Annotated in this window: 17 protein-coding genes and 2 pseudogenes; 5 read left to right on the top strand and 14 right to left on the bottom strand. The window is 34.9% G+C overall.

Translation table 11 applies throughout. From position 1 onward, the window contains the following. Positions 1-626 precede the first annotated feature (626 nt). Positions 627-1,583 (bottom strand): IS5 family transposase, encoded by a 957-nt coding sequence (locus AACH21_RS03565; RefSeq protein ID WP_265029812.1) that lies wholly within the window; start codon positions 1,581-1,583, stop codon positions 627-629. Positions 1,584-1,759: 176 nt separating this feature from the next. On the opposite strand from AACH21_RS03565, the gene AACH21_RS03560 reads away from it, so the two are divergent. Together AACH21_RS03560 and recJ are read left to right on the top strand one after the other, a co-directional pair. After that, positions 1,760-1,993, top strand: coding sequence for a hypothetical protein (locus AACH21_RS03560; protein WP_338482206.1), 234 nt, complete (start codon positions 1,760-1,762; stop codon positions 1,991-1,993). Positions 1,994-2,053: 60 nt separating this feature from the next. Continuing rightward, positions 2,054-3,793, top strand: coding sequence for a single-stranded-DNA-specific exonuclease RecJ (gene recJ, locus AACH21_RS03555; RefSeq protein WP_338482205.1), 1,740 nt, complete (start codon positions 2,054-2,056; stop codon positions 3,791-3,793). Between the two features lie 54 nt (positions 3,794-3,847). Here the strand turns inward: recJ and AACH21_RS03550 are convergent. The 3 genes and pseudogenes from AACH21_RS03550 to AACH21_RS03540 all read right to left on the bottom strand — a co-directional run. After that, a pseudogene (locus tag AACH21_RS03550) lies at positions 3,848-4,105 on the bottom strand (IS256 family transposase); the annotation flags it as partial. A gap of 79 nt (positions 4,106-4,184) precedes the next feature. Continuing rightward, positions 4,185-5,471 (bottom strand): annotated as a pseudogene (locus AACH21_RS03545) (IS4 family transposase). Positions 5,472-5,730: 259 nt separating this feature from the next. Beyond that, on the bottom strand, positions 5,731-6,537 hold the full coding sequence (locus AACH21_RS03540; RefSeq protein WP_338482204.1) for a YgfZ/GcvT domain-containing protein: 807 nt from the start codon (positions 6,535-6,537) through the stop codon (positions 5,731-5,733). A gap of 167 nt (positions 6,538-6,704) precedes the next feature. Between AACH21_RS03540 and AACH21_RS03535 the strand changes: the two genes are divergently transcribed. Beyond that, positions 6,705-6,986, top strand: a complete 282-nt coding sequence (locus AACH21_RS03535; protein ID WP_338482810.1) for a co-chaperone GroES — start codon at positions 6,705-6,707, stop codon at positions 6,984-6,986. A gap of 100 nt (positions 6,987-7,086) precedes the next feature. Next, entirely contained in the window at positions 7,087-8,736 is a 1,650-nt protein-coding gene (groL, locus tag AACH21_RS03530) for a chaperonin GroEL (RefSeq protein WP_338482202.1), read from the top strand. Positions 8,737-8,962: 226 nt separating this feature from the next. Here the strand turns inward: groL and AACH21_RS03525 are convergent, their stop codons facing one another. The 9 genes from AACH21_RS03525 to AACH21_RS03485 all read right to left on the bottom strand — a co-directional run bounded on the left by AACH21_RS03525 (position 8,963) and on the right by AACH21_RS03485 (position 20,431). Beyond that, positions 8,963-10,345, bottom strand: coding sequence for an IS66-like element ISWen3 family transposase (locus AACH21_RS03525; RefSeq protein WP_007548562.1), 1,383 nt, complete (start codon positions 10,343-10,345; stop codon positions 8,963-8,965). A gap of 103 nt (positions 10,346-10,448) precedes the next feature. After that, positions 10,449-10,571: a hypothetical protein gene (locus AACH21_RS03520; protein ID WP_255703183.1), complete on the bottom strand. Its 123-nt coding sequence runs from the start codon at positions 10,569-10,571 to the stop codon at positions 10,449-10,451. 214 nt (positions 10,572-10,785) lie between these two features. Continuing rightward, entirely contained in the window at positions 10,786-13,935 is a 3,150-nt protein-coding gene (locus AACH21_RS03515) for an AsmA-like C-terminal domain-containing protein (RefSeq protein ID WP_236514830.1), read from the bottom strand. Then, entirely contained in the window at positions 13,928-14,365 is a 438-nt protein-coding gene (rnhA, locus tag AACH21_RS03510) for a ribonuclease HI (protein WP_077188167.1), read from the bottom strand. Before rnhA ends, AACH21_RS03515 begins: the two co-directional genes overlap by 8 nt. A 175-nt stretch (positions 14,366-14,540) precedes the next feature. Further along, positions 14,541-15,428 (bottom strand): heme o synthase, encoded by an 888-nt coding sequence (locus AACH21_RS03505; protein WP_077188168.1) that lies wholly within the window; start codon positions 15,426-15,428, stop codon positions 14,541-14,543. Position 15,429: 1 nt separating this feature from the next. Further along, complete coding sequence (gene ctaD / locus AACH21_RS03500; protein ID WP_236514833.1) at positions 15,430-16,980, bottom strand: cytochrome c oxidase subunit I; 1,551 nt, start codon at positions 16,978-16,980, stop codon at positions 15,430-15,432. Positions 16,981-16,995: 15 nt separating this feature from the next. Beyond that, positions 16,996-17,760: a cytochrome c oxidase subunit II gene (gene coxB / locus AACH21_RS03495; protein WP_338482201.1), complete on the bottom strand. Its 765-nt coding sequence runs from the start codon at positions 17,758-17,760 to the stop codon at positions 16,996-16,998. Positions 17,761-18,610: 850 nt separating this feature from the next. After that, entirely contained in the window at positions 18,611-19,561 is a 951-nt protein-coding gene (locus tag AACH21_RS03490) for an IS481 family transposase (protein ID WP_338482200.1), read from the bottom strand. 201 nt (positions 19,562-19,762) lie between these two features. Then, positions 19,763-20,431, bottom strand: a complete 669-nt coding sequence (locus AACH21_RS03485; RefSeq protein ID WP_338482198.1) for a RadC family protein — start codon at positions 20,429-20,431, stop codon at positions 19,763-19,765. Positions 20,432-20,856: 425 nt separating this feature from the next. On the opposite strand from AACH21_RS03485, the gene AACH21_RS03480 reads away from it, so the two are divergent. Continuing rightward, complete coding sequence (locus AACH21_RS03480) at positions 20,857-21,762, top strand: Rpn family recombination-promoting nuclease/putative transposase (protein ID WP_265023375.1); 906 nt, start codon at positions 20,857-20,859, stop codon at positions 21,760-21,762. Positions 21,763-21,959: 197 nt separating this feature from the next. Here AACH21_RS03480 and AACH21_RS03475 read toward each other — a convergent pair whose 3' ends face one another. After that, on the bottom strand, positions 21,960-23,342 hold the full coding sequence (locus tag AACH21_RS03475; protein ID WP_007548562.1) for an IS66-like element ISWen3 family transposase: 1,383 nt from the start codon (positions 23,340-23,342) through the stop codon (positions 21,960-21,962). Positions 23,343-23,553 lie beyond the last annotated feature (211 nt).

Genomic DNA, 23,553 nt, shown 5'->3' with positions numbered 1-23,553 from the left:
AAAAACTCAACGTATTTGGCGTCTCATGTTTAATTTTTTGCACTATGTGCACCTTATGTCTTTATCAAATTTCTAGGTTTTTACCTACACAAGCTGAAATACGCTTATAAAGCATAAAAAAACGCCAACTTAAAAAATGGATAGTGAATAACTAGCTACCCTAGGGTTTCTTTTGCCTTTTTTTCTGTTTAGTAAATTTCTTAATGTTTATAATTTAGATTAGTTGCGGCTTAAAAGCAACTAAATCGCGGTTATTAAGCGTTTAGAATAAAAAAACGCCATACTTGAAAGTATAATGTAAGTAATTAGCCAACCACGGGGCTTCTTTTGCCTTTTTTTTCATTTGGTAAATTTTTTAATATTTATACGGAAGGTAGCGCGTGACGCTGGAACCCCCAAAAAAGGATGATGTCATCCCAGTGCTCCTTTTTTTGTCATCCGAGTAGCTGACACTGTCCTCCTTTGTCATCCCAGTGCCCAGACACTGGGATCCAGCATTTCACGCAATCCCATCAAGAACGTTGTATTTTACATAACACTTTTATGCTTACCAACTTAATAAAATTCCTGGATCCCAGTGGGCTTTGTTGCATCGCTCTTCGGATAGTAGGTAACGTACAATAAATTCATGAAGCTATCTCAAACTTAGCCATGCCTATTTCAGTAAATTTGTTAAGCAAATAACACTTGAGTAGCAGTTCCTTCTCACGATTAATTTCAGATTTGCTCCTAAAACTAAACCCAAATATTCGCTTCAACCTTGAGAAAAATCCTTCAATATACGATCTTTTTCCGTAATTTACTTCTTCTTTCCATCTTTTTATACCATTCTCACCATGTAATTTCATTAACTGAATAGCGGCATTTCTATCAAGCATATAATCCAATTTTGGATGCTCTGCTGCGTTGTTTTTCGGAGGAATTTTCGTTTTTATACCATATTGATTACACAGCTTATAGAGCTTTTCTCTGTCATATGCCCTATCTGCATATAGTACTTTTATGACATACTGAAAATCGACTTCTTTTAGCAAATCACAAGCTCCATAGTGATCAGAGTAGACACCGTTACTGTATTTTACAGCTATGGCTTTTTTGCTGTTTGTATTCAACATTACATGCAATTTTCTTGTCTGTTCATAGCTGCGATACTTTCTATCTTCGCTATTTTCTTTGCTATGACCAGGAGTGTTGTTGTATATACTAATTCCTGTACTGTCTATAGCAATTTCGATATCTTCCATATTATTTTTATCAATTCTGCAATCATTGATCTTAATATTGAGTTTCTTAAACCTTCTTGATGATTGTGAATAGCTGATAACTTGCAAATTTTTCCCAATTTGCTCAAGGTATCCTGCTATAAACCCAACTGTTTGCCTCAGGCCTATTCTAAATAAACAAGTTATTATGTGCACCAAAATTACAACTTTATCGCTATAAATATTGTTGCCACCTGGTATTTTTGGACCATTCTCGTACCACTTTTCTATGGCTTCGTTGATATAATGAAAAATATTTCCTCTTTTTTCTAGAAATTTGTTATATTCGCTATGGTTACTGACCCTCATTTTTTGTGGCATATTTTTTCTTTCAAGGTTAAATGGCTATTTTATAATGAATTTTGTCAGTAGCCACCAGATTTTTCAGTTGCTATGCAACAAAGCCATCCCAGTGTCAGCTACTCGGATGACAAAAAAAGGAGCACTGGGATGACAGGAGAGGGAGGCTACTTGGATGACATCATAGGGGCACTGGGATGACACCATTCTTTTTCCTGAATCCAAATAGTCAAGGCACTGGAATGACAAAAAAAGGAGGCACTGGAACGACAAAGTGGAGTGTCTGCTTCTGTCATCCTATGATAGCTAAAAAGACCTGGTCACGCGCTGGAATGACACCGAAGGGGCTACTGCCCTCTTGGATGGAGACCAGTGTCAGCTACTTAGATGATACCTTTTTTCTACTTAGTTTAGGTTATGCAGAAGTCTAATACAATTATAGAACAAGCTTAAAAATTCTGGTAAAGTAGTTTTATTTACAAAGAAAGAATATGCTACTTGAAATTGAAAAGCGCAGCATAACAAATGCATTGTGGAAGTTGCAAGAAGCAGATCAAAGGCAAATCTTAACTCTTACACAGAGATTTGAGTTACCAGAAATATTAGCAAGAATATTGGTTACTCGTGGTGTTAACATAGAAAATGCAAGCGACTTCTTATATCCACTAATCAGATCGCTATTACCAGATCCCTTTCACCTTCTTGATATGGATAAAGCTGTTTCTCGTATAATATGGGCAATAAAAAATGATGAAAACCTTGCAATATTTGGTGACTATGATGTTGATGGTGCAACGTCGTCAGCATTGATTAACAGGTACCTGAGAGCAATCGATATACACTCTATAATCTACATTCCAGATCGTGTTGATGAGGGTTATGGATTAAACACAGATGCTTTATTACAACTTAAAAAGAATGGAATTGATTTATGTATTTCCGTTGATTGTGGTACGCTTGCATATCAACCAATAGAAGATGCAAAGGCTTTTGGTCTTGATATTATAGTTGTTGACCATCACCTTGGTACGGAAAAATTACCAAGCGCCGTAGCAGTTGTGAATCCAAACCGCCTTGATGAGAGCTCTCCTTATAATAACCTAGCAGCAGTTGGAGTGTCATTTCTGCTAATTGTTGCTCTTAATAAAAGCCTACGTGAGCAAGGATTTTTTACCAACAAAAAAGAACCAGATTTATTTGATCTGTTGGATTTGGTTGCCCTGGGAACTGTCTGTGATGTTATACAGATCACAAGCCTCAATAGAGCACTTGTCTCACAAGGATTAAAAGTTATGTCAACAAGAAAAAACGTTGGCTTGCGTGTTTTATTTGATGCTTTGGGAATCCTTGAAAAACCAAGTGTTTCTCGATTAGGGTTTAGTATTGGGCCATGCATAAATGCTGGAGGAAGAATTGGAGAAGCATCGCTTGGTGCAAGGTTGCTTTCCACCGATGATGATGAAGAGGCACATTCAATCGCGCTAAAATTAATAGATTTGAATAATGCAAGAAAAGTGTTAGAAAATGAGGCTCTCTTGGAAGCTACAGCACAAGCGGAAAAGTCTGCCCAATCAGGTGCGAATTTTATAATGATAAGTGGCAATTGGCACCAGGGAATAATTGGTATAATTGCATCAAGGCTAAAGGAGCAGTTTCACTTGCCAACAGTAGTGATATCTTTAAATAATGGAATAGGAAAAGCAAGCTGTAGATCAATTTTGGGAGTTGATATCGGTGCTGCAGTCCTTTCCGCAAAGTTTATAAATTTGATTATTGAAGGTGGTGGCCATAGTATGGCGGCAGGATTTTCAATTAAAGAAGACAAAATAAATGATTTGCATGATTTTTTTACTGAAAGATTTTCAAATTCTATAAATGAGAAAACTTTAAAAGCTGATAGTATAGTAACTGCTAAAGCAATAAATTTGTCTTTATGGAATCAATTGCAACGCTTGGGACCATTTGGAGTTGGAAATCCTGAACCAAGGTTTATTATCCAAGGAGCAAAGATAAGAAAGCCTGAAGTTATAGGAGTTGACCATATAAAATGTTTTATTGCTGATGATAATGTTATGGTAAGAGCTATTGCATTTCGTTCTGCAAATACTCATCTTGGCTCTGCTATCATGCAGGGTAATGTTAAAGCTATTTTGGGTAAAATCTCTATGAATTACTGGAATGGCAATGAATTTGTACAATTTTTAATAGAAGATGTATTGACCATTAGTTGAGTGTATCTGTTCAGCAGAGTGGCAAAATAGGTAGACAAGATAAACCAAAAAATCAAGAAGAAGTGAGTGTGCACTTGTCCGTAAAGTCTTTCCATTTCTCCCATTTCTTCGATTATTCTCTTCACTTTCAGCTAATAAGTGATTTTCTATTTCACCTTCCAAACTTGCCTCCAGCAGCTTTTTTATAAATGGTGTAAATGCTCCATCCCTTCCTGTTAATGGTCTGCCTTCCCTTATTGATGACAGTATATTTGCTTCCAGTTCTTTGTAATCTACCAAACCGGTAGTTCTGTTTACTACTTTCTGACTCATTGTCAAACCTCCATTTTTTTATATCAATTTATTACTTTTTTTTCGGTTTGACACACTTTTTTGAACCATACGCGTCAAGTTAAGAGATTGTGAGCAAATTTAGAGAGGTTAAAGTGGATACTCTAGCCCTTCTACGTTTGTCTTTTAATGAAAATCGCGACCAAGTTATAGTGAGTTTTTTAAGAAATGCTTTTAAACTATTAATCTTGGTTAATACTAAAAATAACTCTCTAACCCGTCTTTTTAGCTCAATAAATGCCTTTGTTAAGCTAAGTTCTGTATTCTTTTTCACTTCTGTGCAACCAACTATGCCGTAAAATATAAGAATTGCGCACAATTTAGCATATAGTTCACATAATACTCTGCATGGCTTTCCTTTTAGCTTATCAAGCCTGATATGACTTTTATACAATTTAAATAATTTGCCACCTTACTCTGTAATACTTGCTCAGCACTAATTTTATTTTCTGGAACATTAGTTATACCAATTCAACAATTTTTGATTTCTTTTAGAGGATCCTGCGATCTTGCTAATCTATTAGCTTTCCTTTTTCTGGCTATAGACTGTTCTTCAGTTAGTTTCTGACATATAATTCTTACTCTAATTTTTGCTTCTTTTCCTAACAATACCTCGTTTTCTAAAAATAACTTATCCTCTAAACATTCTAATAACTCCATTTTTTGATTTGTTTCTACATCATATACGTTGGTATCGACGACTTATGAAATAAGCTCCTATTTCATTGATTTGTTTAAAAGAACTTGGCACAAAATAACCGAGATCAGATATTAGCAAATCATTGCTTGATATATTACTTAAATGTTTCCTATATCCCTGGTCTGATCTTATTCCCTCCGTTAAATTAAGTTGGTCTATTATCTGATTCATGTAATCGAAAACTAATTGTAACTTTATTCCAGACTTAGTATTGCTTTCATAGCCACTGCAGCTAGTACCATAACCTTTATACATCTCTTCCATACTGTTAGGTAGAGTAATATAGCTACTGTCCAATAATTTAACACTATTAAATTGCTGTAAGATTTTGCAATCAACTTGCAAGATATTTTTAAAGAGAACCACAGATTCATTATACATCCTTTTCATAAATTCCACTGCTTCTTCAGTAAATCTAAAATCCAAACCTTGTTTTGTTATATCTATCGAGTCCTCGTTTAGTAATTGACACATTGTTTCTACGCTACAATTATCAACTCCTATATTACCCAAGACCATGGCTTTTACGAATGATGAACCTTTTAGCTTTCTCTTTCTTTTTATAAACCTTGTTGTAATTGAGATTTTCTCTGCTTTTTCATTAAAAAATTCTTTGAGCTTTTTTGATAAGCAAGTTATTTTATTCATTGGTTCTCTCACTAAAAGTATATCTGGGAGAACTTATACCTCATTATTCTATCTCTTTCATACCTTTATTTCCTTAACTTGACGCGTATGCTTTTTTGAACATTCCCGGAAATGCAGAAAAAAATGTTCAACATTATATCAGGAGTCCTTGTCGTTTTAATCTGCACAGATTGCGAAGTTAAATGAAATAGCTTCACTGTTATGATAAGGGCGCTGGCGAAGGGTGTCAAGCAAGTTTTTCGTTTCTATATGTGCTACCTTAAGACTTCAACGTCTTAACGCACCTAACTCCATCTGCATATAAATTTGCATGGCTCTTTCCAGTATTAAGCAATGCAAATCCAATGTTGTCTACACTAGAGCGCAGTTCCCCTATTTCCTCATTGTTTTCATTTGTCACTTTAGTGCCAATATCTGGAAGTGCGTTATCCCCCTCAACAAGGTAAAGTTTTCTTCTGAATATTTCTTGTCTGCTCATTCGATTTACAACTTCCTGACCTATATAACACCCCTTATTAAAGCTTATACCGTTTACCTTATCGATTAAAAATTGCAGCGGAAACGATGAATTCTGCACCATATCTTTCGCTCCATCTGGAACGAGATTTTGAATTCTGACTTTTTCATACTGAGTAAAATCCCCAACCGGCTCTTTTATTTCATCTTTATGTATGATCCTCATTCCTAGCAGCTTGTGCCTTGGATCTTGAAAAATAACTTGTGACTTACTACTACACTCCGCCAAATTAGTATTAAACAAAACCCCAACCTTATATAGTGCACTAACGTCTTTAATCTTTACCCTCAAATAAGTTTTAAGTAAATCTAGTTTCTCGATTATTTGCTGCAAGTGTATGTTTTCGCACTCTAAGAGGGTGTATTTACCATATTCAATAAGAAAAAAATCATATAGATATTTTCCCTGAGGGCTAAGCAATAAAGAGTAAATGGCTTTTTGGCTATCCAACTTATTAATATCATTGGTTATAATACCCTGCAGAAAATCTCTAGTTTCAGGCCCATATAGCACTATCACACCACGACTTAAAAATGGTATATAACTCATGAAATCTCTATAAATAAATCTAAATTTTATTATATAACATTAGGCTCTTTTAGAAACTGCTTTTAGCGTGCATATTTTACAAGCTCCAGCCCTTGAAATCTAACTTACGAGTATATATATATAAACTTATAAGTTAATTTGTTGATGAGGAAAAACAAATGTCAAGTATAAGTTTAAATGTATTAGATGATAGCGTGCTGGTCAAGCCTATTAGCGAAGAAAAGCGAGGTGGAATTGTGCTTCCATCAAGTGCTGAAAAGAAACCTACTAAAGGTGAAGTTATAGCAATTGGTGAAGGTTCACGCAATTCAAGTGGCGAACGCGTAACTTTAACTGTGAAAGCTGGTGATAAAGTGTTCTATCGCCAATGGTCTGGTACAGAAATAGAACATAATAATGAGAAGCTTATCGTGATGAAAGAGTCCGATATACTTGCTGTCATTAAGTAGCAGTCTTTATTTTACTAAACTGAAACAAAGCGCAACATAGCGCATTGTAAATGATTTTATTATAGTTTTCTAAATTTTTTATTAACAAGAGGTGATAAAAATGACTAATGTAGTAGTATCAGGTGAGCAGTTGCAAGAAGCCTTTCGTGAAGTTGCAGCAATAGTGGATTCAACGGTAGCAATAACTGCAGGACCTAGAGGAAAAACAGTAGGGATTAATAAGCCCTATGGAGCACCAGAAATTACAAAAGATGGTTATAAGGTGATGAAGGGTATCAAGCCTGAAAAACCATTAAACGCTGCGATAGCAAGCATCTTTGCACAAAGTTGTTCTCAATGTAACGATAAAGTTGGTGATGGTACAACAACGTGCTCAATACTAACTAGCAACATGATAATGGAAGCTTCAAAGTCAATTGCTGCTGGAAACGATCGTGTTGGTATTAAAAACGGAATACAGAAGGCAAAAGATGTAATATTAAAGGAAATTGCGTCAATCTCTCGTACAATTTCTCTAGAGAAAATAGACGAAGTGGCACAAGTTGCAATAATCTCTGCAAATGGTGATAAGGATATAGGTAACAGTATCGCTGATTCCGTGAAAAAAGTTGGAAAAGAGGGTGTAATAACTGTTGAAGAGAGTAAAGGTTCAAAAGAGTTAGAAGTTGAGCTGACTACTGGCATGCAATTTGATCGCGGTTATCTCTCTCCGTATTTTATTACAAATAATGAAAAAATGATCGTGGAGCTTGATAATCCTTATCTATTAATTACAGAGAAAAAATTAAATATTATTCAACCTTTACTTCCTATTCTTGAAGCTATTGTTAAATCTGGTAAACCTTTGGTTATTATTGCAGAGGATATCGAAGGTGAAGCATTAAGCACTTTAGTTATCAATAAATTGCGTGGTGGTTTAAAAGTTGCTGCAGTAAAAGCTCCAGGTTTTGGTGACAGAAGAAAGGAGATGCTCGAAGACATAGCAACTTTAACTGGTGCTAAGTACGTCATAAAAGATGAACTTGGAATCAAGATGGAAGATCTCACGCTTGATGATATTGGTACGGCTAAAAATGTTAAAATTACTAAAGATAATACCACAGTTGTCAGCGAAAATAGCGATTCTGACAGTGTGAAAGCTAGAATCGAGCAGATTAAATCTCAAATTGAAACTTCAACTTCTGATTATGATAAAGAAAAGCTAAGAGAACGTTTAGCGAAATTATCAGGTGGCGTTGCTGTGCTCAAAGTTGGTGGAGCAACTGAAGTGGAAGTTAAAGAACGTAGAGATAGAGTCGAAGATGCGCTGCATGCAACAAGAGCTGCAATTGAAGAAGGTATAGTTCCAGGTGGTGGGGTTGCGCTTCTTTATGCTTCATCTGTTCTCGACAAATTAAAAGGTGCAAGTGACGAGGAACAAATAGGCATAAACATTATCAAGAAAGTTCTCAGTGCTCCAATTAGAAGGTTAGTCAAAAATGCTGGTCTTGAATCTGCTGTTATAATTGACTATTTGATTAAGCAGAATGATAAAGAGCTTATATACAACGTTGAGGCTATGAATTATGCTAATGCGTTTACAGCTGGTGTGATTGATCCAGCAAAAGTGGTGCGTATTGCTTTTGAAACAGCGGTATCTGTTGCGAGTGTGCTGATAACTACTGAATCTATGATAGTTGATGTACCAAGCAAAGAAAATGCTTCATCTCCTATGGGTGCAGGAGAAATGAGTGGCATGGGTGGATTCTAAGTAGAATGAAACCGTGGAGCAATTGCTCCACGGTAGTTCCAAAAAATCTCACATTTTACTATTCGTTAAAGGTAATACGTTTGGTGCAGAAATGCACTACTGTTTGCATCCGTTTCACTCCTTTATATTGTGGTTGTCTAATAACAAAAAGGCAGCATAAGAAAACTATAACCCCTAGTATATTTATACTATAGCTGACCCAAGCGTATCCGTTCAGGAGAGTGGTTTAAGAAACAATAGATAGGAGATTTTGGAAAGGATTGAGACCCCTTTGTTTCCAAGTTAAGTATAATGAAATTATCCGCTCAAGGAATGTATTTCCCCGCTTTGATTGTGTAAAATATGAGTTTTTGCGATAAACGACATAATGCCGAATTTGCCGTTCAGCGTGGTTATTTGTCAGCGGAATATTTTCTGGGTCATCTAAAAATTTCCACATCATTCTTTCAGATCTCAGAACATTTTTTGCAACTCGAGAGGCTCCAATTGCTTCAGGTAAACGAGATATCTCCTTCAAGTAATACTTTGTACGTTTTCTTAATTTTCTGGCACGTCTGACAAACCTCAAAACATCTATCTCACTTTTTAGTAAAGCTTTTTTTAGTGCAAATAATTCAGTGGCCACGTTTCTCAAGTAACAACCCAGAACTTTAACTTCAATATTCCAACTATGTGCTAATCTTTCAAAATCTCTTGATAAATGTGCCCAACAGATTTGCCTGTTTTTATCGGCAAAATAATTGTATGCTGCATACCTGTCAGTTATTACCAAGCTATTGCGATTGCAGAATTTACTATTTTGTAAAACTTTCATTCCTCTTGACTCTGTAAATTTTACAAAACTTGCCGTATTGCTTGCAAACATCCAACACCAAGCGAGTTTACCTTTGTTATAATGGCTCGTTTCATCAATATGTAGAACTTTACTCCTACTTATCTCTTGTTCGATCTGCTCATACATTTTTTTGCATTTTGAAGCAACTCTATGTTCACTATTTGATATGCTACCGACGCTTATGTTCAAATTGAAGATATCATTTACGACACTCGCTATTTCGCGTTTTGAATTTTTGTAGAATCCGCTGAACGCTGCAATTATTGACTTAACCCTTGGACCAAATGTATCTGGCGTAACACCTTCCGGTAACTTGCTACTTCTTCTCTTTCCGCATCTCCGACAACGGCCATGTTCTAACTGATATTCCACTACATAAGGCTTGATTTCTGGAAGATCAACTTTCTGATGAATATATGGTTTTTCACATATTGCAATTTCTCCTCCGCATTCGCAAGTATTAGGCAACTCTATCTTTACTACTTTATCTGCATCCATGTTGGCGCGAAAACTTCCTTTATGACCAACCTGACCGCCAATATTCCTTTCGCTTTTCGGCTTATTCTTTTTTATTTTATACAACTCTTTGGAACTTGGTATTGATGAATTTTTTGAGCTTAAACCGAGTCTTTCTCTTAACTCAGCATTTTCTATCTTTAAAGCCTTATTTTCTGCTTTTAAACTTTCATTCTCTTTTTCCAATCTTTCTATTTTTGCTTCTAACCTTTCTATTTTTTGCTGTAAATTTTTGCAAAGTTCTAAAAGGTTTACCATATTATTTCACTTTTGCTCTATGATTATCTTTTTAGATCACCTTGTCTACCTTATTCTGCCACTCCGCTGAACGGATACCCCAAGCAACACGTCATACCGCGATTCATTCCACAACTGTACGAACATTACAATATGGCACATAGTAAACGATGTCATGAAAGTAGCTGACACTGGAATGACACCCTTTTGGATGGAAACCAGTGTCACGCACTGGCATGACACCCATTTGTTCCTATAGTTGTCTTTTCTCGTCTACCTTATTTTGCCACTCTGCTGAACAGTACAATTTACAACCACCCCCTACCCTTTTTAGTTGTTCAGCAAATATAGAGAGGTTAAAGGGAGTGGTATTACTTAAACAACTAAATAAAAAACCAGGTAGATCATTCTGAAATTCTTGCATTTTTGTCCATAATTTTGTTAAATAACTTCCCTTTTGGTCATATCGAACCAAATTTCTTTTTCACACCACCTTTTAAGCCACTTTCGTTAGTTTTTGTCATAATGCGATCAAACACTCCCAATAACCTCTTTAATAGGTTTGGAGTTAGCGAAGAGATAAGATCAACAGATACGTTATTGTTTTTGTCATCACCACTTGCTTTATAGTCTATTGAAACGATTCCCCTACTTTTCCCACCAGTAAGAAGTTTTCCAATTATAGGAATTTTTAACAAAGATTTATTAATTGAATATGCTGGTATTACTTGTCCTGCAACCTGGAATTTATAATCTTTAATATCGAGCTTACCACCAGTGCTAATACCTAACTCCGCCCCTTCAAGCCAAGATTCTTCAATTTCAATAGTGCCATCTTTGTATGAGAAAGGTGCATTACATTTATAAAAGTATACACCTTCGTTCTTTATGGCATTTACGATACCAGGCAATGAAGACATCGACAATAAAGTAGTAAGTAGTGGAGCATCTTTGATGTAGAAATTGCTAATGGATAACGTACCATAATGTTCTCCACTTTCTCTCTGAGGAGAGATATAAAAAGACAATTTGCCGTTTTTAATTGATTTACTAATGCCTAAGGAACGCGAAAGTATACCTGCATTATCCGCATATATTTCGAGCCCTATTCCACTGTATTCCGCTAGTATGTTGCTGCTATCTTCTAGAAACTGTCCTGTAAATTGACTTCCATCGCAATTACCTTTAGTACAGGTTACATTCAGCTTAGCATTTTTGATAACGATGCCTTCTTTCATGATTACATTGTCAACATTCATACTAATCTCTATATCTTTGTTTAATCCATTACTGTTTTTGCCAAGCAAGCCTAAAATATCACTTAAGTTAATTTCCTCACCATAAATAGTTATGGCATTTTTTTCCTTACCTGATTCAATTTCTATACTAAAATCATTATCAGGCAATTTAAAACTACTAGAATTTAAATATAAATTTCCATTTTCTACTCTTCCGCTGAATTTTATATCTAGGTCATTTCCTACAACATCTAATTTGTCTATTAACAATTCACCTGCTCCTTTTAACCTTGTAGAAAACAAAATTTTATTGTGATCTTCAAAACGATTTTTCCATCCTAAATAACTTGAACGTGATTCAAGCTCTGATAAATCCATATTACCATTAACATGCCCCGTCTTATCTTGATTTATCACCGATTCTATATTTGTATTGACATAGCCACCTATATTTTCATCAAAATTAAGTATTTGAGCGGGTAAATCTCCGGTCAAATTCCAGGCGAAACTTTCATTCCTATTGCTACTTTTCAGGTCAAATAATAGCTGTGTGTTATTCACCATACCACTACCATTTAAATCTATAAAGTCACTGCCAAAACTAAGCTTAATATCATATTTACCAAGACTTGCATTATAGACGGCCAAATTGTCAATTTCAGAATGAAAATTTGCTGAGAAGTCTACTTTTTTGTCATCAGCATTTAGATTAAAAATGCGAAAATTAAATACGGATTTTGCCATTCCACTTACTTTATCCCTTTCAACCTTCACCACATCATCCAGCTTAAATCTTATAGGCTCATATAAACCATACGCATCACTTACAGCTTTGCCATTAATGGTTAGAACTGAATCTTCCTTATTTAGAGATTTCATTTCAATATCACCACCATTAACAGTGAAATTCTGAAACTTAGCGCTATTTACAGTAATTTCAAGATCGTTATTCTTGATGATCAAATCACCCTTTAATTCCTTTACTTGCTCAAAATCTTCATCAAATTTTACGCTACCGTTTTCTATATCAGCAACAATTACAATGTCTGACAGATCGTCATCAACCAAATTGTTAATTTTGCCATTGAAACTTACAATGGTATTTAAAACATCCCCTTCGATATTATCACAATACCAGCTTTTAAATTTACTATTTACTACACTATCTGGTATATAAGTACATAAATCCTTTGCAGCAAACTTACTAATATTAATTCTAAGCAAAGCATGACTTGTACTAAAGTTCATTTTGCCTATTAAAGAGAGATACGTGTCATTTAACTTAAAATGGAAGTTTTTTACACTAATAATTCCATTACTATATGTTAAATTTATATTTACATTAGTTAAGGCCAAATTTTTGTTCAAATAATTTTCTGTATTTAATACGTATATATTTCCATCTACAATTTCATCCTTTTTATTAATTTTCACTGAGAAGCTTCCTTTGAATCCTATATTTTTGTCCAAATTGTAGCTTTTAACTAATGTAGAAAACTTGCTCAATAGTCCCAATTTTAGATCATAAAATGTCCCGTACACATTTAGCAAATTGTTGCGATTTTTTATCGTAATTGATAAATCATCCAAAAATCCCTTTCCATCTTTTGTATTCACATGAATATCTAAAACATTAAAATCTTCCCCCTTCCCTATATATAATTTATCAATAAAAAATTCATCTTCTGTGCTTTTATCAATAGCGATGTTAGTAAATTCAATTTTTGAATCCGCATTTAAGTCAAAAAAAAATTCCCTTATTGTTTTTAATAGATTTTTTGCACTGCTTTCTGTCATCTTGAAATTCTTCCCTGTCATCCCAGTATCTTTTTTTCCTGTCATCCCAATATCTTTTTTTCCTGTCATCCCAGTGCTTGACACTGGGATCCAGGTTTCTTTTTTTCTAGATTCCAGCGTCACGCGCTGGAATGACACCGAAGGAAGGCGGTTATTACTTAAATAATGATTATCCAAAAGGTCTAATGAGTTTTGCGGATTAACATTAGTTTCTTCTCTCTTGATATATACATGCACATTATCAGCTGAAACCTGAGAGAGATTTGTGCTAGCTTTAAATAAGGAACTTAACTTAAAATGTACAAAAAGCTCAGGAACTTTTATAGTAAAATTAGGATTTGCTATTGCCAAATCTGTAATGACTAAATACGGATCTTTACTACCTTTCTGCCAAACAACTGAGGTATTCTCCATATTAACGCTTGAGCCAACAAATATCTTTGATATTTTATGTTTAACATAAAAATTAATATAATTAATATTGATTTCTAAAGGACTCTCACCCTTAAAAAAGACAAATAAGCAGAATACAAACAATAGAACTATGGAAAGTGATATAGTGATTTTTTTAAGCATCGATTATTGCTTTTCTTGCTAAACTATCAGCCTCCTCATTATACTTATCGCCACTGTGTGCTTTAACCCACTTCCAATCAATTTCGTGTTGTGAAGCAACGTTGTCTAGCTCTTTCCACAATTCCATATTTTTTACTGATTTTTTATTACTTGTTTTCCAGCCATTCATTTTCCACTTATTTATCCACTCTGTTATGCCATGTTTAACATAAAGACTATCCATATATAAATTAATATTACAAGAAAATTTCAATACTTTCAGCCCATTGATCACCGCTGTTAACTCCATTTTATTGTTTGTGGTATTTTCTTCTCTACCATAAATGTCTTTTCTGTAATCTTGAAATAATATGATAGCTGCCCATCCTCCCGCTCCAGGATTACCAGAACACGCCCCATCCGTATATATTGTCACTTCTTTTTTACTCATCTTTGTTTATATCGGTTAACAAAGTATATAGTTGCTTTTATGAAAGCACAATTTCTAAAGGTAGTTTAAGCTGCACCTTTAAATTTTATTATAGAAACAAAAAAAAGTGTGACAACGAGCATTACCAAAAGGAAAAGGAAAAAATAGTTTTTATGTTTCTGCCGTTCTTTCATAACTAAAATAAATCAATAGAACAAAAAATAATACTGGCAAATAGGGAAAATAGATAAGAAATTGAGTAAGAAAACATTTGTTTCTGTGAGTTGTGGTTCTTGAATCTGAGAATTGATATAGCGTACCAAATAAAGATGCAACCTGCAAAAATTGCCATGCTTAGATAAAGTAAAGCCTTTTTCAAGAATAGAGCTGGAAGCAAGCTAGTTAGCACCAGCAAGACACTATAAATTAATATATATTTTCTTGTTTTTTCCGGACCATAAACAATATTGAACATTGGAATCGATGCCTTTGCATAGTCTTCAGACTTATTTAAAGATAGGGCCCAAAAGTGTGGCGGAGTCCACATAAAAATTACTAAAAATAAAATGAAACTTTCCCAACTGACAGAATTAGTTACAGCTGCCCAGCCAATCATTGGAGGAAAAGCACCTGCTGCACCACCGATAACGATATTCTGCGGAGTACGCCTTTTTAGCCAAATTGTATATACGAAAACGTAAAATAATATGCTAACTGCAAGCAAAGCAGCAGAAATATAATTTACTGCTATTGCCATGATAAATACTGACAATATTCCAAGAGTTATACCAAATTCAAGCGCGCTTTCTGCAGAAACTCTACCTGAAGGTATAGGGCGGTTTTTTGTCCTTTCCATGAGCAGATCTATGTCTCTGTCATACCACATATTTATAGCACCTGCAGATCCTGAGCCAAGAGCAACACATATAAGAGATATTAGTACTAGAAAAGGGTGCATACTACCTGGTGCAGTAACCATACCAGCAACTGCAGTAAATACCACAAGATACATTATCCTTGGCTTCAGCAAACGCCAAAAATCCAGTATTGTTGATTCAACATTTAGCAAAACACTTGTGTACATTCTATTTTACCACTGGTGGTTTTTCGAAAGTATGAAAAGGCGGTGGTGAAGATACCGTCCATTCCAAGGTGTCACCTCCCCAAGGATTATCTCCAGCTTTCTTGCCCCATTTAAAAAGATGTATAACTATAAACACAAAAAACATAACTGAAACAAAGGACATATACGAACCAATTGAGGATATATAATTCCAAGGGATAAACGCATCAGGATAATCAGGTATACGCCTTGGCATACCAGCTAATCCTAAGAAATGTTGAGGTAAAAAAGTGATATTGGTGCTAATAAAAGTAAGCCAAAAGTGGATTTGACCTAAGCGCTCATTATATTGTTTACCCGACATTTTACCAATCCAATAATAAAAGCCAGCAAAAGCTCCAAATAATGCAGCAAGTGACATGACATAATGGAAGTGAGCAACAACATAATAGGTGTCGTGCAGGAGCTTATCTATTCCACCATGAGAAAGAATTATTCCCGTTATGCCACCGCCAACAAACATAAAAATAAAACCTAGTGCAAATAGCATAGGGGTCTTAAACTCAATTGCTCCGCCCCACATAGTTGCAATCCAACTAAAGACTTTTACACCAGTTATAACACCGATAAAAATTGTGGTGGTGCTAAAAAATGCAGCAGCGTCAGCACTAAGCCCAACAGTGAACATATGGTGAGCCCAAACCATAAAGCCAAATACTGCTATACCTATCATTGCATAAACCATCCCTATGTAACCAAATACAGGTCTGTGAGAAAAAGTTGATACAACCTGACTTATGATGCCAAATGCAGGAAAAATAATTACGTAAACTTCTGGATGACCAAAAAACCAAAATAAATGTTGAAATAACACAGGGTCACCACCACCTGCAGGATCAAAAAAGGAAGTACCAATATTGCGATCAGTAAGAAGCATAGTTATAGCACCGGCAAGCACTGGTAAGGCAACAATCAACATAAATGCTGTTAGCAAGACAGACCAAACAAACAGTGGCATCTTAGTTAATGACATTCCTTTTGTGCGCATGTTAAATATAGTAACTATAAAGTTGATCGCCCCAACAATTGACGACATACCAGCAACATGAAGTGCAAGTATAGCAATGTCAACTCCTGCACTTGGATGGGACATTACCTGTGATAAAGGTGGATATAAAGTCCAACCTGTACCTGGACCTTCACCAATAAACACTGAGAGAATGAGCAAAATAAAAGATGACACTAATAACCAGAAACTCAAATTATTCATACGAGGAAACGCCATATCTGGTGCGCCAATCATGAGAGGTACAAACCAGTTACCAAATCCTCCCATGAGGGCTGGCATTATCATAAAAAACACCATTATCAACGCATGCCCTGTAACCATTACGTTATATAATTGATAGTTATTGTTAAGTATATTAATGTGCATTAGCTGAGTGCGAATAATCACCGATAATAATCCACCAATAATTCCAGCTAATATGGAAAAAATAATGTACAGTGTCCCTATATCTTTATGATTGGTGGAAAACAACCAACGCTTTATGCCCTTTGGTACGTCACTCATATCTATACTCCAAATTTAACTCACTAATTTTCTATTTTCAATCCACTTATTAAAATCTTCTTTGCTTACTGCTTCAACAACAATTGGCATAAATCCATGGCCTTGACCACACAATTCGTAGCACTGCCCATAATAAACACCAGGCTTTTTGATATTAAACCACGCCTCATTCAGCCTACCTGGTATCGCATCAATTTTTACACCAAAAGCCGGTACTCCCCAACTGTGTATCACATCTCCTGCTGTAACTTGTAAACGAACGTTAGTATTAACGGGTAAAATGATGTTGTTATCAACAGAGAATAGCTTTAAATCTCCTTCGATAAAGTCTTCTTTTCCCTTAATATAACTATCAAATGACACACCTTGATATTCTGGATATTGGTAGCTCCAATACCATTGATGGCCAATAACTTTTAGTGTTATGTCAGCTTTCGGTATTTCTCCCTGTAGCTTCAGTAATTTAGCGTTTTCAAAGGCTAATATTCCAACAATGATAGTTGGTATAACAAACCAAATAATTTCTAAAGGAACACTATGGGTAGTTTTACTTATGTTTGTTACTTTGCTTTTACGAAAGCGAAACGCTATATAAGCAAGCAGCGCCCACACAAAAAGCATTATTGTAACCATCACAAGCATCACAAACGAATGTGACCTAACTACAGCCTCCATTACTTCAGTTGCAGGAGCAGGAAATCCAAATTGCCAGGAAGTAGGAGCAGAGGCAACAGATATATTTGAGTAAAATATTATCAATAGTGCAAATAACTTCACCATATCTTTTGTTTGTTTGCTATAAAACTAAGTGATATACTGTATAATAGTATATATAAACTTACTATGCAAATAGAGATTAGTGATGGTTAATAATTTTTTAGCATTCAACAAGTATAATAGTACAATACTAATTTGAGGAAAAAAGCATTTACATAAATCTATTGTAAGTAAAAGTATTATAATATTTTAAATTAAGTATTTACTTTAAGTAAATTCTATAATAAGTTTAATAGTGTCTGTTACTGCTAATAACCCTCTAGCCTCACACCTAAAAGCAGTAACAGACACTATTAAACTTTATGATAAGTTTATGATTTGCAAGATCAAAATCTTGCAAGTGTCTTTATTTCATTATACATTGCAGTTTGTTAATTAACTTTTAATGCCTATGGTAGCATTTACTGAACCAAAGGTTTGCGTATTATAGAAAATAATTACAAAAAAAACACACTATTTATATACCATACAAACTTTTTTCATTCTGCATAGCTGAGTTACTAGATTCTGTAAACGAAATCTTTAGAGAAGCCAAATGGGCAAAGTTTCATGAAGGTCTTTGGCATCTCTTAGCATAGATCCCTTACTTAACCGTCATACCGCGATTCATTCGCAGTATCTCAAAGCATAGATCCCGCTAACACGTGGCGGGATGACGATTGTCGTTTAGCCATAAACATTAAGAAATCTACCAAATAAAAAAAAAGGCAAAAGAAGCCCCGTGGTAGTTGGCTATTTACCATGTACTAAAATATCGGCGTTTTTTTTGACCTTACCCAGAAAAAGTGGAGAGAAAGTTTGGAATGTTTTTCACAAAGAGAATGATGAATCAAAATGCTCAGGAATGCAATAGTTAGATGTATGGTCCCAGAGTGTGATGGTGTGGATTTAGTATAAATAATTCTGGAGACTGTGTCCACTGATAACATATAAATTCATAAGGAGTAAGACCCTTAAGAGTTTTGAGTCTCTTTGCATAATTATAAGCCATAACAAAGTTATAAAGGTGTTCTTTAAGTTGCTGGTGCGATTGATAGTAATACTTCTTAACTGTAGCATCCTTTAAAGTTTTATTCATACGCTCGACTTGCCCATTCGTCCAAGGATGGCTAACTTTTGTCAAACGATGTTCAATAACATTCTCTTCGCAAACTCTATCAAATATATGTTGGAAAGCATACTTATGACGCTTCTGGTTTGTAAATTGTATACCGTTATCTGTCAAAATAGTATGGATTTTATACGGTAAAATTCTAATCAAATTACGTAAGAACTCAGCAGCTATGGGTTTTGTAGCACTGTTACACAACTCAACATAGGTAAATTTGGATGTCCTATCAATAGCAACAAACAAATGTAATTTGCCCTCCTCAGTTCTAACTTCAGCAATATCAATATGAAAGTAACCGATAGGATATTGTTTGAATTTCTTTTTTGACTTAACTTCTCCATCAACAGTTGGTAATCTGCTAATGTTGTGTCTTTGTAAACAACGATGCAAGCTAGAGCGAGTCAAATGCGGAATTGTAGACTGCAGAGCGTAAAGGCAATCATCTAGTGGCAGTAGTGTATACTTGCGAAATGTAACTATTATAGCTTCCTCTTCTAGCGTTAAAACAGTTGATCTTGGATGCTTTGGACCCATATCAGCATCTTTCGTAAATGAACGTTTTCTCCACTTAATAATAGTTTTTGGATTAAGGTTATAATGCTTGGAGAGTTTTGCTATGCTCTCTTTTCTATTTTGTATTGCTCTACGAATCGTCTGTGTTGTTTTGGCGCACCCATGTAATATCTGTCCCATAATGACTCCTTAAATGATGATGATAGTATACCATCACTCTCTGGGACCATACATCTTAGATCCAGGTGCTCATTAACTTTTTTATCGTAAATGCTCAAATTAAAAATTATTGATATTCTTGCTTTTTTTAATCTCTAATCCAGAATTCGGGTTAGCAGTGGTAGCCAAACTTCCCAAACCTGAAAAATTTGGCATCCATCTTTATAACAGCTCTCTTTCCTTAAAGCTGCAATATCCTTTGTCTGTCATAATAATGTGATCCTCTAGTTCAATTCCCACTCCTTGACATGCTGACACTAATTCTCTAGTCATAACTTTATCATCTTCTGATGGTTCTAAACTCCCTCCTGGATGGTTGTGAGCTAATATTATCGATGCTGCCTCCATTGATAATGCCTTTTTTACCACTTTCCTTTCAGATAGGTGCACCTCATCTACTGTACCAAAATACACTTCGTCTCTTATCAAACGGTACTGTGTATCCAAATATATTATCTGGACAGCTTCTTTTGCTGAAAAGCCTATACTTACCCTTACATATTCTATGAGCTTTTCTTGGCTATCCATTACAGGTCCTCTCTTTAACCCTTCTCTTAGTGCCCTCTTGTAAGCTTCTTTAACACATTCAATTGCTGCGGCTGCATGTTCAGTCATTCCGTCTATCATTTTCAGGTCATCGATTTCTCGCCCTAAAATTTCTCCTATTCCTGGGCAATTATCCATTAAAGTTTTAGTAACATTTTGTGCTTGCTTTCTGTCATGAACTGCTCCTAGAAGCACTGCCACTATTTCGCGATCAAATAGAGCACTTCCTCCTCCGCTTTGTAGTACTCTCTCTATTTCTTCTGTAAGTTTTTCACTATTATTCATAAAATATACTCCTCGTTAATAACAAATTGTTTTTAATTATTTACTGCTGTTTTTTATCAGCATTGGCATAAAGCCATAGCTTTCGAGTGAAGTCAAATCAATTTTTCAATCTTTTTTACTTGTTTTTTCATCAAGAAGTAAAGATATTAATAGATATTTTAATCAGACTGATTTTTTATGTAAAAAGTTTTTACTATTTTGAAAAATAGAATTGTATCGAGAGAGCGTATCTCTATAGCATCTAGGCTTTTAAGGTGCTTTATAGAAGAGTTGGTAAAAAAAACGTTAAAGTACAAAATGCTATTCTATGGTTATCTATGAAGGCTGTTTTTTTTACCAACATATTCAGAACTTAGAAAAACAAAAGAGTTGAATATTTCTTCAGGATTGTGTATAATTGTTAACGTCCTATAGGTTTACTTATTATGGCTCTTTCTAAGTTTCTCGATCCAAAAAATGATATATCGTTCAAGCGCATCTTTGGTACTGAAAAGAATAAAGACATCCTCATTCACTTCATTAATGATATTCTTGGCTTCACTGGCAAAAGTACAATAAAGGATATAGAGTTCTTAAGTACTATTCAAGACCCTGATATTGCTTCTAAAAAGCAGAGCATTGTTGATGTTCTTTGTAGAGATGAAAATGGGCTGCAGGTGATAGTTGAAATGCAGGTCGCTAAAACCAAAGGCTTCGAAAAACGTGCCCAATACTATGCTGCTAAAGCTTACTCAAGACAAGCTGATAAAGGTGATCAATACCAAGACCTTAAGGAAATTATCTTTATTGCTATAGCAGATTGTATACTGTTTCCGGATAAGGCTGAGTATAAATCAAAGCATACTATTCGGGATGAAGAGACTAATGAGCATGATCTAAAAGATTTTTATTTTATATTTATTGAATTGCCAAAATTTCCAAAAACCAAAGAGGATCAGCTTTCAAGTATAGTCGAGAAATGGGTTTACTTCTTCAAATATGCAGATGAGACTAGTGAAGAAGAGCTGGAAAAAATAATAGGTAGTGATCTAATAATTAAAAAGGCCTATGAAGAGCTAAATAGATTCAACTGGTCAGAAAAAGAATTTATTGCTTATGAACAAGAAATAAAGCGTATTCTTGATGAACAGGCTGTCCTTGCTCAAAAACTTGATGATGCTAAACAAGAAGGCATCCAAATCGGCCATGAAAAAGGCAGAGTGGAAGGTCGCAAAGAAAGGGATATTGAAGTAGCCAAAAACTCACTCAAGGCCAGTGTCCCTATAGATGTTATAGCTCAAATTACCGGTCTCTCTCATTCTGAAATTTTACAACTCAGGGAAAAAACATAAATACTACAACTTATTCACTTCAACATTTATGAAAACCTTCTCTAAGTTAGACATATCCCCTAATTAAGAATCTAGTGAACTGTCTAAAATGGCTATAAAGATTGCACATAGAATTATATAAATTACTATCATAACATTACCCAAACTTCTATATCAAAGCTATGTGCTATAAGTTCGTATCCGTTCAGGAGAGTGGTTTAAGAAACAATAGATAGGAGATTTTGGAAAGGATTGAGACCCCTTTGTTTCCAAGTTAAGTATAATGAAATTATCCGCTCAAGGAATGTATTTCCCCGCTTTGATTGTGTAAAATATGAGTTTTTGCGATAAACGACATAATGCCGAATTTGCCGTTCAGCGTGGTTATTTGTCAGCGGAATATTTTCTGGGTCATCTAAAAATTTCCACATCATTCTTTCAGATCTCAGAACATTTTTTGCAACTCGAGAGGCTCCAATTGCTTCAGGTAAACGAGATATCTCCTTCAAGTAATACTTTGTACGTTTTCTTAATTTTCTGGCACGTCTGACAAACCTCAAAACATCTATCTCACTTTTTAGTAAAGCTTTTTTTAGTGCAAATAATTCAGTGGCCACGTTTCTCAAGTAACAACCCAGAACTTTAACTTCAATATTCCAACTATGTGCTAATCTTTCAAAATCTCTTGATAAATGTGCCCAACAGATTTGCCTGTTTTTATCGGCAAAATAATTGTATGCTGCATACCTGTCAGTTATTACCAAGCTATTGCGATTGCAGAATTTACTATTTTGTAAAACTTTCATTCCTCTTGACTCTGTAAATTTTACAAAACTTGCCGTATTGCTTGCAAACATCCAACACCAAGCGAGTTTACCTTTGTTATAATGGCTCGTTTCATCAATATGTAGAACTTTACTCCTACTTATCTCTTGTTCGATCTGCTCATACATTTTTTTGCATTTTGAAGCAACTCTATGTTCACTATTTGATATGCTACCGACGCTTATGTTCAAATTGAAGATATCATTTACGACACTCGCTATTTCGCGTTTTGAATTTTTGTAGAATCCGCTGAACGCTGCAATTATTGACTTAACCCTTGGACCAAATGTATCTGGCGTAACACCTTCCGGTAACTTGCTACTTCTTCTCTTTCCGCATCTCCGACAACGGCCATGTTCTAACTGATATTCCACTACATAAGGCTTGATTTCTGGAAGATCAACTTTCTGATGAATATATGGTTTTTCACATATTGCAATTTCTCCTCCGCATTCGCAAGTATTAGGCAACTCTATCTTTACTACTTTATCTGCATCCATGTTGGCGCGAAAACTTCCTTTATGACCAACCTGACCGCCAATATTCCTTTCGCTTTTCGGCTTATTCTTTTTTATTTTATACAACTCTTTGGAACTTGGTATTGATGAATTTTTTGAGCTTAAACCGAGTCTTTCTCTTAACTCAGCATTTTCTATCTTTAAAGCCTTATTTTCTGCTTTTAAACTTTCATTCTCTTTTTCCAATCTTTCTATTTTTGCTTCTAACCTTTCTATTTTTTGCTGTAAATTTTTGCAAAGTTCTAAAAGGTTTACCATATTATTTCACTTTTGCTCTATGATTATCTTTTTAGATCACCTTGTCTACCTTATTCTGCCACTCCGCTGAACGGATACATAAGTTCAATATGGAAAACACATTAACCACTTAGCATTTAATGTCTACTTCATCCATTTTAGTATTAGGACCATCAAACTTGGTCTGGTATCCCTAATTATTTTGGCTACCTTCACTTTAAATTTTCCACTA

The sequence above is a fragment of the Wolbachia endosymbiont (group A) of Ophion costatus genome (assembly GCF_963969245.1).
GTDB classification, from domain to species: Bacteria; Pseudomonadota; Alphaproteobacteria; order Rickettsiales; family Anaplasmataceae; genus Wolbachia; species Wolbachia pipientis.
Note: the sequence above shows the minus strand (reverse complement) of the source record. Positions and strands in the feature narration are given on the sequence as shown.

What these genes read in the sequence shown, in the direction of transcription:
- AACH21_RS03565 (WP_265029812.1), bottom strand. Translation starts at nt 1,583, where the DNA reads ATGCCACAAAAAATGAGGGTCAGTAACCATAGCGAATATAACAAATTT.
- AACH21_RS03560 (WP_338482206.1), top strand. Translation starts at nt 1,760, where the DNA reads ATGACACCATTCTTTTTCCTGAATCCAAATAGTCAAGGCACTGGAATG.
- recJ (WP_338482205.1), top strand. Translation starts at nt 2,054, where the DNA reads ATGCTACTTGAAATTGAAAAGCGCAGCATAACAAATGCATTGTGGAAG.
- AACH21_RS03540 (WP_338482204.1), bottom strand. Translation starts at nt 6,537, where the DNA reads ATGAGTTATATACCATTTTTAAGTCGTGGTGTGATAGTGCTATATGGG.
- groL (WP_338482202.1), top strand. Translation starts at nt 7,087, where the DNA reads ATGACTAATGTAGTAGTATCAGGTGAGCAGTTGCAAGAAGCCTTTCGT.
- AACH21_RS03525 (WP_007548562.1), bottom strand. Translation starts at nt 10,345, where the DNA reads ATGGTAAACCTTTTAGAACTTTGCAAAAATTTACAGCAAAAAATAGAA.
- AACH21_RS03520 (WP_255703183.1), bottom strand. Translation starts at nt 10,571, where the DNA reads ATGGGTGTCATGCCAGTGCGTGACACTGGTTTCCATCCAAAAGGGTGT.
- AACH21_RS03515 (WP_236514830.1), bottom strand. Translation starts at nt 13,935, where the DNA reads ATGCTTAAAAAAATCACTATATCACTTTCCATAGTTCTATTGTTTGTA.
- rnhA (WP_077188167.1), bottom strand. Translation starts at nt 14,365, where the DNA reads ATGAGTAAAAAAGAAGTGACAATATATACGGATGGGGCGTGTTCTGGT.
- AACH21_RS03505 (WP_077188168.1), bottom strand. Translation starts at nt 15,428, where the DNA reads ATGTACACAAGTGTTTTGCTAAATGTTGAATCAACAATACTGGATTTT.
- ctaD (WP_236514833.1), bottom strand. Translation starts at nt 16,980, where the DNA reads ATGAGTGACGTACCAAAGGGCATAAAGCGTTGGTTGTTTTCCACCAAT.
- coxB (WP_338482201.1), bottom strand. Translation starts at nt 17,760, where the DNA reads ATGGTGAAGTTATTTGCACTATTGATAATATTTTACTCAAATATATCT.
- AACH21_RS03490 (WP_338482200.1), bottom strand. Translation starts at nt 19,561, where the DNA reads ATGGGACAGATATTACATGGGTGCGCCAAAACAACACAGACGATTCGT.
- AACH21_RS03485 (WP_338482198.1), bottom strand. Translation starts at nt 20,431, where the DNA reads ATGAATAATAGTGAAAAACTTACAGAAGAAATAGAGAGAGTACTACAA.
- AACH21_RS03480 (WP_265023375.1), top strand. Translation starts at nt 20,857, where the DNA reads ATGGCTCTTTCTAAGTTTCTCGATCCAAAAAATGATATATCGTTCAAG.
- AACH21_RS03475 (WP_007548562.1), bottom strand. Translation starts at nt 23,342, where the DNA reads ATGGTAAACCTTTTAGAACTTTGCAAAAATTTACAGCAAAAAATAGAA.